General features: G+C 73.7%; 12 protein-coding genes. 5 read left to right on the forward strand and 7 right to left on the reverse strand.

Annotated elements, in window-relative coordinates:
- Nucleotides 1-21: 21 nt before the first annotated feature.
- A complete protein-coding gene (locus AB0K80_RS00565; protein WP_365664925.1) occupies nucleotides 22-1,617 on the reverse strand; it encodes a CocE/NonD family hydrolase in 1,596 nt (531 codons plus the stop codon).
- Nucleotides 1,618-1,799: 182 nt separating this feature from the next.
- On the opposite strand from AB0K80_RS00565, the gene AB0K80_RS00570 reads away from it, so the two are divergent.
- Entirely contained in the window at nucleotides 1,800-2,522 is a 723-nt protein-coding gene (locus AB0K80_RS00570) for a TetR/AcrR family transcriptional regulator C-terminal domain-containing protein (RefSeq protein ID WP_365664351.1), read from the forward strand.
- A 130-nt stretch (nucleotides 2,523-2,652) separates the two neighbouring features.
- Nucleotides 2,653-3,324 (forward strand): O-methyltransferase, encoded by a 672-nt coding sequence (locus tag AB0K80_RS00575; RefSeq protein ID WP_365664353.1) that lies wholly within the window; start codon nucleotides 2,653-2,655, stop codon nucleotides 3,322-3,324.
- A gap of 274 nt (nucleotides 3,325-3,598) precedes the next feature.
- Here AB0K80_RS00575 and AB0K80_RS00580 read toward each other — a convergent pair whose 3' ends face one another.
- The gene (locus AB0K80_RS00580) at nucleotides 3,599-3,991 is read right to left on the reverse strand and encodes a hypothetical protein (protein ID WP_365664355.1); all 393 of its coding nucleotides are present in this window, start codon (nucleotides 3,989-3,991) and stop codon (nucleotides 3,599-3,601) included.
- A 114-nt stretch (nucleotides 3,992-4,105) separates the two neighbouring features.
- Here AB0K80_RS00580 and AB0K80_RS00585 point away from each other — a divergent pair, with 114 nt between their 5' ends.
- Nucleotides 4,106-4,513 carry a DUF1992 domain-containing protein gene (locus tag AB0K80_RS00585; protein ID WP_365664357.1) on the forward strand — a complete coding sequence of 136 codons (408 nt, stop codon included), beginning with the start codon at nucleotides 4,106-4,108 and terminating at the stop codon, nucleotides 4,511-4,513.
- Between the two features lie 12 nt (nucleotides 4,514-4,525).
- Here AB0K80_RS00585 and AB0K80_RS00590 read toward each other — a convergent pair whose 3' ends face one another.
- From AB0K80_RS00590 to AB0K80_RS00600, 3 genes are all read right to left on the reverse strand, one after another.
- Nucleotides 4,526-5,053: a hypothetical protein gene (locus tag AB0K80_RS00590; RefSeq protein WP_365664359.1), complete on the reverse strand. Its 528-nt coding sequence runs from the start codon at nucleotides 5,051-5,053 to the stop codon at nucleotides 4,526-4,528.
- A 5-nt stretch (nucleotides 5,054-5,058) separates the two neighbouring features.
- Nucleotides 5,059-5,727 (reverse strand): hypothetical protein, encoded by a 669-nt coding sequence (locus tag AB0K80_RS00595; protein WP_365664361.1) that lies wholly within the window; start codon nucleotides 5,725-5,727, stop codon nucleotides 5,059-5,061.
- Between the two features lie 196 nt (nucleotides 5,728-5,923).
- Nucleotides 5,924-8,011 carry an MFS transporter gene (locus AB0K80_RS00600; RefSeq protein WP_365664363.1) on the reverse strand — a complete coding sequence of 696 codons (2,088 nt, stop codon included), beginning with the start codon at nucleotides 8,009-8,011 and terminating at the stop codon, nucleotides 5,924-5,926.
- Nucleotides 8,012-8,185: 174 nt separating this feature from the next.
- Here AB0K80_RS00600 and AB0K80_RS00605 point away from each other — a divergent pair, with 174 nt between their 5' ends.
- The gene (locus AB0K80_RS00605) at nucleotides 8,186-9,322 is read left to right on the forward strand and encodes a peptidoglycan-binding domain-containing protein (protein ID WP_365664365.1); all 1,137 of its coding nucleotides are present in this window, start codon (nucleotides 8,186-8,188) and stop codon (nucleotides 9,320-9,322) included.
- Between the two features lie 125 nt (nucleotides 9,323-9,447).
- Here AB0K80_RS00605 and AB0K80_RS00610 read toward each other — a convergent pair whose 3' ends face one another.
- On the reverse strand, nucleotides 9,448-10,119 hold the full coding sequence (locus tag AB0K80_RS00610) for an HAD family hydrolase (protein WP_365664926.1): 672 nt from the start codon (nucleotides 10,117-10,119) through the stop codon (nucleotides 9,448-9,450).
- Between the two features lie 176 nt (nucleotides 10,120-10,295).
- Nucleotides 10,296-10,877 carry a TMEM165/GDT1 family protein gene (locus AB0K80_RS00615; RefSeq protein ID WP_365664367.1) on the reverse strand — a complete coding sequence of 194 codons (582 nt, stop codon included), beginning with the start codon at nucleotides 10,875-10,877 and terminating at the stop codon, nucleotides 10,296-10,298.
- A 470-nt stretch (nucleotides 10,878-11,347) separates the two neighbouring features.
- Between AB0K80_RS00615 and AB0K80_RS00620 the strand changes: the two genes are divergently transcribed.
- Nucleotides 11,348-11,992 carry an HNH endonuclease family protein gene (locus tag AB0K80_RS00620; protein ID WP_365664369.1) on the forward strand — a complete coding sequence of 215 codons (645 nt, stop codon included), beginning with the start codon at nucleotides 11,348-11,350 and terminating at the stop codon, nucleotides 11,990-11,992.
- Nucleotides 11,993-12,059 lie beyond the last annotated feature (67 nt).

Genomic DNA, 12,059 nt, shown 5'->3' on the forward strand with positions numbered 1-12,059 from the left:
CTGCGCCGGCGAACAGCCGTCCTAGGAGCGGTAAGGGAGCCGCAACGACGAGTCCGTGTGGAGGGTGATGCGCACCGGCAGATACGTGGTGGCGTCCAGCGGCGCCTCTCCGCTGCCGGACCCGCGCGCGTAGCGCGGATGGGCGCCGCCGCTGATCTGCCACCGTATGCGGTGCCCCGCGGCGAACCGGTGGGCGGTGGAGCTCATCGGCACGGTGATCCGCGCGGCCGCCTGGCCGGTGGTGCGGACCCTGCCCAGGCCGTCGCAGACGTTGACGGAGCGGCCGTCGTCATCCACGTCGCACAGGCGGGTGAAGACGTCGGCGTGCCCGGTGTCCGTGGTGACCGACAGCCGCGCGGAGACAGGCCCCAGGATGTCCACGGGCTCGGTCAGAGGCGGACTGGTGAAGGTCACGACGTCGTCCCGGGCCTCCAGCGCGGCGTTGTCGCGGGGCCCGGCCGTCCGGGAGAGCAACGGCCCGCCGAGGGACGGGGTCGGGTCGGCCGGGTCGTAGCGGAACGTCGTCAGCGGTACGGATCCCGCGGGGGCCTGCCGCAGGAGATGCCCGTCCGGGGCGGGATGCCACGAGGTGGCCGTGGACTTGGGCGGCCAGCCGTCCAGGTCCCGCCAGGCGTCCTCGCCGCCGAGGTGCACCCGCACCGGGGTGGGCCGCAGCCCGGACGGGTCGTCGCACAGATGGGCGCGCAGCCAGGCGAGGCTCTCGGCGAAGACCTCGGGCCAGCCCTGCTGCAGGGCGGAGGTGTGTGTCCAGGGCCCGACGAGCAGCGCGGTCTCGCACCCGGCCCGCCGCAGCCGCTCGTACTGCTCGAAGGTCTGGTCCGCCAGCACGTCGTGCCACCCGGTGACCAGGGCCGTGGGCACCGTGAGCCGCTCCGCGGCCTGGGCCGGTGACGCCCCGTGCCAGTAGGCGTCCTGGGCGTCCGGGTGGCTCAGCACCTCCTCCAGCCAGGGCACCTCGCCGCCGAGGGCGGAGGCGTACGCCCCGCGCAGGGGCGTCGCCATGGTGACGGCACGCAGGCGGCGCTGGAGGCGCAGCGTCGCCTTCATGAACGGCGCCATGCCCCGGTGCTGGTAGGTCATCCCGACGCCGACGGCGAGGGCGTTCTCCAGGCGCAGCGCACCGTCGGCGTGGAAGAGGGCGTGGGGATCGTGCAGGCCCACCTGCACCACCATGGCCCGCAGTTCCGGCGGCGGGTCGAGGGCGAGGGCCCACTGCACGTAGCCGAGGTAGCTGGGGCCGACGGTGCCGAGCACTCCGTCGAACCAGGGCTGCCCGCGCAGCCAGGACACCGTGGCCTGCCCGTCGGCGGCCTCGTTGCGCCACAGGTCGAACGCGCCGCCCGAACCGCCGGTGCCGCGGCAGCTCTGCAGCACCACGTGGAAGCCCTGCTCGGCGAAGAGCAGCCCGTACATGGCGGACCACGGCAGGCCCCGTCCGTAGGGCGAGCGGACCAGGAGGGTGGGGAAGTCGCCTTCCGCGCGTGGGAAGTAGTGGTCGGTGACCAGCGGGCTGCCGTCGGCGGCGGGCACCTTCAGCCCCCGCTCCCACCGGACGTCGTGACGTCCGGGCGGCAGACGCCGCCAGGTCGCCCTCATCATCCGCGCCAACAGGGGCGGCTTTCCGGCGGCGGGCGGCGCCCAGGACGGCCGGGCCTCGGCACCGGGCATGCGTGATGGCATTGTTCGGTTCCCCTCCTCATTTCCGTACGCTGTACGAGAATAGAGGATGCTTGGATGACCTTGGCAAGGGCCACCGCCGCGACCAGGGAAAGGAGTCCATGACCGTGCCCCAGGACACGAACCCCGGCAGCACGGGCTTCGACCCGGAACAGCTCTGGCTGCGCCCCGCCGAGCCGCGCCGCGGCCGCAAGCCCTCCTTCAGCCGCGAGGCGATCACGGCGGCGGCCGTCGCCCTGGCCGACGCGGAGGGACTCGAGGCGGTCACCATGCGGCGGGTCGCCGCCGAGGTCGGCGCCGGCGTCATGTCGCTCTACAGCTACGCCCCCGACAAGGAGACCCTGCTGGAACTGATGGTCGACCACGTCAGCGGCGAACTGCCGCTCACCACCCCCCTCAGCGGCGACTGGCGCGCCGACCTGAAGGCCATCGCCCACCTCCAGCGCGACCTGATGCTGCGCCACCCCTGGCTGCCCGCCGCCCTGTCCACGCGCCGCACCCCCGGCCCCCGCACCCTGGCGTTCCTGGAGCGGGCCCTGGCCGCCCTGCGGCCGACCGGCCTGGACGGTGCCGCGCGACTGGAGGTCTTCGCCCAGCTCACCGCCTTCGTGGCCGGGCACGTCACCTACGAGATCTCGCAGACCGCGGCCGGGCGGTCCCCCGAGCGGAACGCGGCCGAGGCCCGCTACCTCGCCGCCGTCGCCGCCGACGGCCACCATCCCGAACTCGCCGAGGCCCTGGCCTGCCCCGCGCGCCCCGTCACCCCCGAAGCCACCTTCACCCGGTTCCTCAACCGCCTGATCGACGGCCTCGGCACCGACTGACCGCGCCCCGGTGGCAGGGGCGACACACGGGCGGACCACCCGGCCGCGCGGCGACGTGCTCGCGGCTATAGTCCACCACCGGGAGCGACCGGTCAGTGGCTCTCAGTGGCCAGACGAAAGGCTTGGGTGCATGAGCGACTCGCAGCTCTGGGACGACGTCGACGCCTATTTCACCACCCACCTCGCGCCCAACGACGAGGTCCTGGAAGCCGCCCTGCGCGACAGCGAGGCCGCCGGGCTGCCGCCGATCAGCGTCACGGCGAACCAGGGCAAGCTCCTCCAGCTCCTCGCCCAGATCCAGGGCGCCCGGCAGATCCTGGAGATCGGCACGCTCGGCGGCTACAGCACCATCTGGCTGGGCCGCGCCCTGCCCGCCGACGGCCGCCTCGTCTCCCTGGAGTACAGCCCGAAGCACGCCGAGGTCGCCACCCGCAACCTCGCCCGGGCCGGCCTCGACAAGATCGTCGAGGTGCGGGTCGGCCCGGCCCTGGAGTCGCTGCCCCAGCTGGCCGACGAGAACCCGCCCCCGTTCAACCTGGTCTTCATCGACGCCGACAAGGCCAACAACCCGCACTACGTCGAGTGGGCCCTGAAACTCACCAGCACGGGCAGCCTGATCGTTGTGGACAACGTCGTCCGGGGCGGCCGGGTGATCGACGCGGACAGCACCGAGCCGGACATCCGGGGCACCCGCGCCGCGATCGAGCTGATCGCCGGGCACCCGAGACTGAGCGGCACGGCGATCCAGACGGTCGGCGGCAAGGGCTACGACGGCTTCGCCCTGGCACGCGTCCTGGCCTGAGCGCTGCTCAGGACTCGGGTATCGGGCCGCAGATCAGGCCGATGCCCGGCCCGGCGCCGATCAGGTACTGCCCGGCTGTCCTGCGAGGGCGACGGGCCCCCGCCGCACGTGAGCCCCCACCGCCGCGCACAGCCGGTGCCACGCCTGTACGGCGACGCGCGCTACGTCCCGCAGGCCCTGGAACGCCGCGCGACGCTCACCGGCGGGCCCGGCCGCCGTGAACGAGGGCGTCCTGCTGGAGCGGGGCCCGACGGGCCGGCGCCCGCACCGGCGGTCATGCCTCGTGGTAGAAACCCACGTTGACGCTGCGCGGGGCGGTGCGGTCCTGGATGACGACCTCGCCGCTGGCGCCCCGGGGCAGCGGCACGGTGCCGCCGTAGGCGAGGGGCTGGGTGTACTCCCCGAGCGTCAGCCGGACCTCGGAGGAGGGGTCGGGCTGCGAGCCGCGCAGCCAGGTCAGCTGCCAGCTGCCGTCGGGCCCGCACTGGAACTCCAGGTGGACACGCGAGACGAACAGCCAGTCGTCCGGTGTCGCGAGCCGGCACACCGACCTGTCGCGGCCCACCCGCAGCACGGCGCCCGGCTCGCTGGGCGCGTCGGCCATCAGCATGCCGGCCGTGGCGCCCGCGTCCGCCGCGGAGACGGCGGCCATGGTGAGTTCGAGCACGTGCGCTCCTCCTAGGACATGGGCGGCCGGGAACGGCCTTGCGCGGTGGCCTGGTTGCCCACCGCCGCCGCATGATAAATCGCCCCGGGGCACGGCGTCCGGCACAATGGCCTCATGACCGAGCGAAAGCCACCCGGTGTTCCGTTCGAGTCCTGGGCCGAGAAGCAGATCCGCGACGCCAAGGCGCGCGGCGACTTCGACCGGCTGCCCGGAGCGGGTGAGCCCCTCCCCCGGGACCTGGAGACGTCGTACGACGAACTGTGGTGGGTGAAGCGCAAGCTGGCCCGTGAGGGCGTCTCGGTCCTGCCGCCGTCCCTCGCCCTGCGCAAGGAGGCGGAGGACGCGCTGAAGGCGGCCTACGCGGCCCCCTCGGAACGGGCCGTGCGGAAGATCCTGACCGACATCAACGCCAGGATCCGCGACATGATGTTCAAGCCGCCGCCCGGCCCCCCGCTGGGAATGAAGCCGTACGACATCGACGAGGTCGTACGCCGGTGGCGGGAGCGCCGGGCGGCGAGGTGAGCGCGGGGCCTGTCACACGCGGAGCAGCCGCTCCGCCAGCTGGCGGTAGTCCCGCAGGGCGAGCCGGAGTTGCTCGGTGTCGGTGCCGGCCGTCGCCTTCCCGCCGCCCGCGTCGTCGGACTGCCAGGACATCCGCAGCGTGCGACGGCGCTGGGTCACGGCCTCGGTGAAGCGGGCGGCGATCTCCTCCAACGCGTGGTCGGCCTCCTCGACGGCGTCGCGGGGCCGGTCGACGAACTCGGCGACGGCGTGCTGCAGCCGCGCGGCGAGCTTGTCGCACTCCTCGCCGGGCAGCAGCCGGCCGGAGCCGTCCCCGCCCGGGGTGCCGGTGTCCGCCGCGCGGGTCTCACCGGCGCCGCGCACCTGGCCCGCGGCCGTCCCGGCGGTGGTGCCGGCGGTGGTGCCGGGCCTGGTGCCCGCCGCCGCGGACGCGGTGTTCCCCGTACCGGTGCCCAGAGCGGTCTCGTCGCGGGCGTCGGGGGCCGTCTGGCCGTGGCCGGCGGGTGTGCCGTCGCCGGGCAGCCGGGTCATGTCGGACATGTGCCTCAACTCTCCTTCGCCTGACGCCGGTGGAACAGGGGCAGGTGACCGCCGCGGGCCGTCGAGGTCCCGCGTCCGCCGTCCACGGCGGCCCGGTGGCGTCCGCCGTCGTGACGGCCGCCGTGCACCAGCTCCTCGAACAGGGCGCGGGCCTCGACCATGGCCTCACGCATCTCCTCCGTGTCCGCGCCGCCGTCCTGGGCACCGTTCACGCGGGCCTGCGCCACGCGGTGGACGCGCCGGTAGCCGTCGACGTGGTGGGCGTGGTGCACGGACAGTGCGGCGAACTGCTCCTCGTAGTGCCCGCCGTCCGGGAAGCCCCGGGCCGCGGCCAGCTCGGCGAGCAGCCGGTCCGCCTCGGCGACCGCCTCCGAGGGCGAGTCGACGAACCGTTCCTGGGCGGCCGTCCAGCGCGCCTCGAACTGCTGGCGCTCGGCGGGTTCCAGGTCCCGCTGGCGCAGGGCGCCGTGGCGCTCCACGCGTGCGGCGAGCTCGCGCTCGGCCGCCTTGGCGTCCCCGTCGTGCCGGGCGACGGCCCGGTCGTACTCGGGCCCGAAGCGCCGCCTGAGGCTCGTACCGCCTCGGCCGCCACGGGAACGCAGGGTCAGGACGGCCGCGAGGAGGACCACGGCCGCCACGATCACGATCAGAGCGATGATCACGCCTGTGGACATGAATGCCTTCCGGGTTCTCGACCCAACCGGCCCCTGTCGGACCGGCTCGCCCCTCGGGTAGCCCCGGCGACCGGCCTCAAACGAGGCCCATGCCCTACCGGGGGCGGGCCCGGCATCCGGATCCCCGGACGCGCCCTCCCGGCCCGCGGCCACGGGTGCCCCTACGAGGTCAGGGACTCGGTACGAGCGCCCGCTCTCAACGAGCCCGTTCCACCGGCCGTTCCCGTTCCGAGCCGCACAGCTCCCCGTTCAGTTCCGTGACCAACTGCACCAGGTCCGTGGACCGTTGCGGTCCCCACCAGTCGCCGAGGAACTCCGCGAGGGACTCCTCGCGGGCCCGCGACAGCCGGTCGGCGACCTCGTGTCCCTGGTCCGTGAGCACCAGGTCCAGCCCCTGCCGCACGGCGAGCCGGCGTTCCTCGACCTGACGGACCGCGTCCATGATCACGGCCAGCGGTACGGGGACGCGCTCGGCGAGCAGGGCCGGCTCGACCGAGCCGTACCGCTTGATCCGCAGCAGCAGCCAGCTGGCGGCGGGCAGCAGGTCGTACCCGGCCCGCTCGGTGATCGTGCGGTAGATCTCCCGCCGGCCCTCCCGCGTGCCGAGCACCGACAGCGCCCGGCACACCTCGTCGTACGACGACCGCTCCACCGGGTTGCTGGCGAACGTCTCGGTGCCGTCGGGCGCCGTCACGGACCCGCGCAGCCGGTCCTCCTTCAGGAACCAGGCCAGGAGGAAGGCGAGGAACGCGACGGGAGCCGCGTACAGGAAGACGTCCGTGATGGACGAGGCGTACGCGTGCAGGGCCGCGGGCCGCAGCCCGGGCGGCAGGGCCGCGATTCCGCGCGGGTCGGCCTCCAGCGCGTCCGCCGACAGGCCTGCCGGCAGCCGTACGCCCCGGAGCGCCTCCGCCAGCTTCTCCCCCAGCCGGTTGGCGAAGATCGTGCCGAAGATCGCGACACCGAACGACGCCCCGATCGACCGGAAGAAGGTCGCGCCGGACGTGGCGACGCCCAGGTCCTCGTACGCGACGGCGTTCTGCACGATGAGGACCAGGACCTGCATCACCAGGCCCAGCCCGAGCCCGAACACGAAGAAGAAGCCGCTCATCTCGGCCGTGGAGCTGCCCTCGTCGAGCCGGTGGAGCAGCAGCAGCCCGAGGGTCGTCACGGCGGTGCCCGCCACCGGGAACACCTTCCAGCGGCCGGTCCGGCTGACGATCTGCCCGGACAGCGTCGAGGACAGCAGCAGACCGAACACCATCGGCAGCATGTGCACACCGGACATCGTCGGTGAGACGCCCTGCACGACCTGCAGGAAGGTCGGCAGATAGGTCATCGCGCCGAACATGGCGAAGCCGACGACGAAGCTGATGACCGCGGACAGGGTGAATGTGCGGGTCCGGAACAGCTTCAGCGGCAGCACGGGCTCGGCGGCCCGCCGCTCCACGGCCACGAACGCGACGGCCAGGACGACCCCGAGCACCGCCAGCCCGACGATCTGCGGCGACCCCCAGCCCCACGTCGTCCCGCCGAGCGAGGCGACCAGCACCAGGCAGGTGGCGACGGAGGCGATGAGGAGGGTGCCGAGGTAGTCGATGACATGCGGGGTGCGCCGGCGCGGGATGTGCAGCACCGTCGCGATGACCGCGAGCGCGACGACTCCGACCGGCAGGTTGACGTAGAACACCCACCGCCAGCTCAGGTGCTCCGTGAAGAGCCCGCCCAGCAGCGGCCCGAGCACACTGGTCGCGCCGAACACCGCCCCGAACAGCCCCTGGTAGCGCCCGCGTTCGCGGGGCGACACGATGTCACCGACGATCGCCATCGACAGCACCATCAGCCCGCCGCCGCCCAGGCCCTGCACGGCCCGGAAGGCGATCAGCTGGCCCATGTCCTGCGCCATGCCGCACAGCGCCGAACCGGCCAGGAAGAGCACGATCGCGATCTGGAACAGGTTCTTCCGCCCGTACTGGTCGCCGAGCTTGCCCCACAGGGGCGTGGCGGCGGTCGAGGCCAGCAGGTACGCGGTGACCACCCAGGACAGGTGCTCCATGCCGCCGAGGTCGCTGACGATGGTGGGCAGCGCGGTGGCGACGATGGTCTGGTCGAGCGCGGCGAGCAGCATGCCGAGGAGCAGGGCGCCGATCGAGACCAGGACGTTGCCGGGCACGTGCTCCTCGCGCGCTCCGGGCTGCGGCAGCCCCGCCCGCTCCTCCCCCGTGGTCACCCCGCCGGGCCCGGCCGCGCTGCTCCCCGACCCACCGTGCACATCCCCGGCCATGCGGACCTCCCGAGGCTCTCGCGACACCATCCCATGGTGAAGGGTGTGACCCGTTATGGCCTGTTGAGTCCTCCTGGAAGCCGGCATTCCGGGGGCTTGCGGGCCACGCCGTGAAGAAGGTCTGCATAATCTCTGGAGTTCGCGAGGGGGAGTTACGCGAGGGGAGGGGAACGCGTGGAACAGCCGAAGGGACACCCGTGTCCGGAGTGCGGGGCACCCAGACAGCCGGACAACACCCCCTCGTGCGCGTGCACCGAGCGCGCCGCGGAGGCCCTGCGCGAGACCCGCACGGCCGAGGCGGCCGCCGCGGAGGACTTCGACCCGCTGCGCATCCGGCCGTACGTCGAACTCGAGGGCGGTACGGCCGGTCCGCCCGCGGCCGACACCACGGCACTCCTGCCGGCCGATCCCGCGGCAACCCCGCCGGCCGACCCCACGGTCCCGCTGCCGGCCGTCGCCCCCGAGGTCTCCGCGCCCCGGGCCACCCCACCGGGGAGCCGCCCCCCGTACCCGGCCTCCGGCCCCGGCAGCGCCGACACGACGGCCGGTGCCGACACAGGCACCACCGCCACAACGGCCCGCCACGAGACCGCCACTCCGCCCCGTGACCACACCGGCGTCACCGCCACCACGGCCCCGTACGACACGGGCATCACCGCCACCGCGGCCGCGTACGGCACGGGCGCGCGGCCGCGGCCCCGTCGGCGCCGCACCGCCGTGCTCGCCGCCGTGGGGGCGCTGGTCGGTGTCGTGGCCGCGGCCGGGTACGCGAGCGGACTGTTCTCCTACGAGACACCGTCCCGGGACACCGCCCTCCCGGACGACATCCGGGCGAGCGTTCCGGACGCCTCGACGACTCCTCCGTCCACGACACCCGCCCCCGCCAGGCCCGCGCCCGCCGCACCGGCCCCGCCCCGGGCGGGCGGGAGCCCTGCGGCGTCCGCGTCCCCGTCCCCGTCGGCATCGACGTCCACGCCCTCGCCGAGCCCGACACAGTCGGCCTCCGCCTCGGCGTCACCGCTCCCCACGGCCTCCGGAACGCGCGACTCCATGGAGGCGCCCGACGACCGCGGCCGCCAGAAGACCATCCCGGTCCTGCGCCGCGGCGACCAGGGCCCGGAGGTCACCGAACTCCAGCTCCGTCTGCGCCAGCTGCTGCTGTACAACGGCGAGGCCGACGGCGTGTTCACCACCCAGCTCGAGGACTCCGTGCGCACCTACCAGTGGTCGCGCGGCATCGGCTCGGACGAGCCGGGCGTGTACGGCCAGGAGACCCGCACGAAGCTGGAGTCGGAGACGACGGAGCCGTAGCGCGGCCCGGGCCCGGCCGGCGCCACCTCCCCGCCCGCCGACCGGCCGCGGTGGGACGCCGCAGCGCCGGGTCGTGCGACACCCCGGCCCCGGCACCGACGCCGAGCACCGGTCAGCTCCGGCCCTCACCCCACGTACAGCCGAACCCCGTCCCCCAGCGCCTCGACCCGCACATCCCTCAGGTCCCGTACCACCACATCGGGGTCGTGCGCGGCGGCCCGTTCCCCCACCCCCACGACCCGCATCCCCGCCGAGCGCCCCGCGGCGATCCCCGCCCCGGAGTCCTCGAACACCACACACTCCCCGGGCGCGACGCCCAGCTCGGCGGCCCCCTTCAAGAACCCCTCGGGGTCCGGCTTGCTCGCGCCGACCGACTCCGCCGTCACCCGCACCTCGGGCATCTCCAGCCCGGCGGCAGCCATCCGCGCCGTGGACAGCGCCACGTCCGCCGAGGTCACCAGCGCGTGCGGCACCGGCGGCACGCCCCGCAGGGCGGCGAGGAACTCCCGGGCCCCGGGGATCGCGACGACCCCCTCGGTGTCGGCGGTCTCCTCCGCGAGCAGCCGCGCGTTGTCCGCGTGGTTCTGCTCCATCGGCCGGTCGGGCAGCAGCAGCGCCATCGAGGCGTAGCCCTGCCGTCCGTGGACGACCTTCATGACCTCGTCGCCGTCGAGCCCGTGGCGGGCGGCCCAGCGGCGCCAGACGCGTTCGACCGAGGCGTCGGAGTTGACCAGGGTGCCGTCCATGTCCAGCAGGAGGGCGCGGGCGGTGAGCACGACGGTGGCCGTCATCGGCAGCTCCAGGGCTCGAGGCGCGAGAGGGGGACCTTCAGTGGTCCGAAGGACAAGGCGGCCCCGCCCGCCGGTCAGGGAAAACGGGCGGGAGCCACTTTGTTTCTCTACGGTACAAAACCTACGGGCATCCCGCCACCACCCCCCGTCGGCCGTTCACCGGCCGTTCAGCCCGGGCCGCGTCACCCGGTCACCGCCTCCCACAGGCTCCACACCCCGAGCCCCAGCATCAGCAGCGCGGCGATCCGCGTGATCAGCCGCAGCGGCACCCGCTTCATCAGCGCCTTCCCGCCGACGATGCCCAGCCCGGCCACCGCCCACAGCGCCAGCACGGCGCCGAGGCCGACAGAGAGCGGATCGTCGTACCGGGCGGCGAGGTTCGCCGTCATGATCTGGGTCAGGTCGCCGAACTCGGCGACCAGGATGAGCATGAACCCGGCCCCGGCCACCTTCCAGAAGGACTGGTCCTGCGGCCGGCGGATCTCCTCCTCGTCCTCGTCCTTCTTCCACAGCAGCATCGCGGCGCCGCCGAGGAACAGCACGCCCGTCAGCGCGTGCACGATCTGCTGCGGCAGCAGCGTCAGCACGCTGCCGGCCGCGACGGCGAGCGCGACGTGCAGCGCGAACGCGGCGGCGACCCCGGCGAAGACGTACGAGGCGCGGTAGCGGGTGCCGAGGACGAGGCCGGCGAGGGCGGTCTTGTCCGGCAGTTCGGCGAGGAAGACGACGCCGAAGACGACGGCCGTCACGGTCAGGCTGATCACGGGTTCCTCAATCGGTCGGGGCTGCCCCACCGAGAGTGCTGTGCTGCGCGCGGACACCTCGGCATGGCAGCACACAACGGCACCCGTGCCGTACGGCACGGGCGTGCACTGCTTGCCGAAGGTCTCGCTGGCGGTCCCTCCCGGGCATCCGCCTCCGGGCGCCGGCTCAGACGAGCTGAGCAGTATGTCGACGGTCCGGCGAAGAGCTACTCCCCTTCTGCACCCCCCATCGTACGCGACCCCCCACGCACCCCACCGCGCCCGGCCCACGGCCGCTCCCCGCCCGCGCCCCGCTTACGCCAGGCCCGCGACCCACAGCAGCCCCTCCGCGACAGAAAGTTCCCCCACGGATCTTGTCGCGTCATGTACACGTCACTAGCTTCTTACCGCACGCTCACCCACCCGCAACACCACGAGGCGAGCATTCCCTCGCTCGCCGCCCAACGCCCCCACCCCACAAGGGAGTTCGCATGCCCAGGTTCTACGCGCGTCGACGCCTCAGCGTACTCGCGGCGCTCACCGGACTCATAGCCTCCGCCGGGCTGTTCAACGGCCCGGCCGCCTCCGCCGCCCTCCCCACCCCGGTCAGCGCCACCACCGCCCGCGGCTACCTCGCCTCCCTCACCGTGGCCACCGAGGACCGCACCGGCTACAGCCGCGACCTCTTCCCGCACTGGATCACCGTCAGCGGCACCTGCAACACCCGCGAGACGGTCCTCAAGCGCGACGGCTCCAACGTCGTCACCGACTCCTCCTGCGCCGCCACCAGCGGCAGCTGGTACTCCCCGTACGACGGCGCCACCTGGAGTGCCGCCTCCGACCTCGACATCGACCACCTGGTGCCGCTCGCCGAGGCCTGGGACTCCGGCGCCGACGGCTGGACCACCGCCCAGCGCCAGGCGTTCGCCAACGACCTGACCCGCCCGCAGCTGATCGCCGTCACCGACGACGTCAACCAGGCCAAGGGCGACAAGGACCCGGCCGAGTGGATGCCCTCGCGCACCGCCTACCGCTGCACCTACGTCCGCGCCTGGGTCCAGGTGAAGTACTACTACGACCTCTCGGTCGACTCCGCCGAGAAGACCGCGCTGCAGAACTACCTCTCCGGCTGCTGACACGCCGCGCGTTTCCGGCCGGAACCTCCCCGCCCACCTCCGTCGTTCCGTACCGTACGGGGCGACG

The organism is Streptomyces sp. NPDC052682 (genome assembly GCF_040678435.1).
Classification (GTDB): domain Bacteria; phylum Actinomycetota; class Actinomycetes; order Streptomycetales; family Streptomycetaceae; genus Streptomyces.

Excerpts from the sequence above, each read along its gene's own strand:
- AB0K80_RS00565 (WP_365664925.1), bottom strand. The coding sequence starts at position 1,617 with ATGAGGGCGACCTGGCGGCGTCTGCCGCCCGGACGTCACGACGTCCGG.
- AB0K80_RS00570 (WP_365664351.1), top strand. The coding sequence starts at position 1,800 with ATGACCGTGCCCCAGGACACGAACCCCGGCAGCACGGGCTTCGACCCG.
- AB0K80_RS00575 (WP_365664353.1), top strand. The coding sequence starts at position 2,653 with ATGAGCGACTCGCAGCTCTGGGACGACGTCGACGCCTATTTCACCACC.
- AB0K80_RS00585 (WP_365664357.1), top strand. The coding sequence starts at position 4,106 with ATGACCGAGCGAAAGCCACCCGGTGTTCCGTTCGAGTCCTGGGCCGAG.
- AB0K80_RS00590 (WP_365664359.1), bottom strand. The coding sequence starts at position 5,053 with ATGTCCGACATGACCCGGCTGCCCGGCGACGGCACACCCGCCGGCCAC.
- AB0K80_RS00595 (WP_365664361.1), bottom strand. The coding sequence starts at position 5,727 with ATGTCCACAGGCGTGATCATCGCTCTGATCGTGATCGTGGCGGCCGTG.
- AB0K80_RS00600 (WP_365664363.1), bottom strand. The coding sequence starts at position 8,011 with ATGGCCGGGGATGTGCACGGTGGGTCGGGGAGCAGCGCGGCCGGGCCC.
- AB0K80_RS00620 (WP_365664369.1), top strand. The coding sequence starts at position 11,348 with ATGCCCAGGTTCTACGCGCGTCGACGCCTCAGCGTACTCGCGGCGCTC.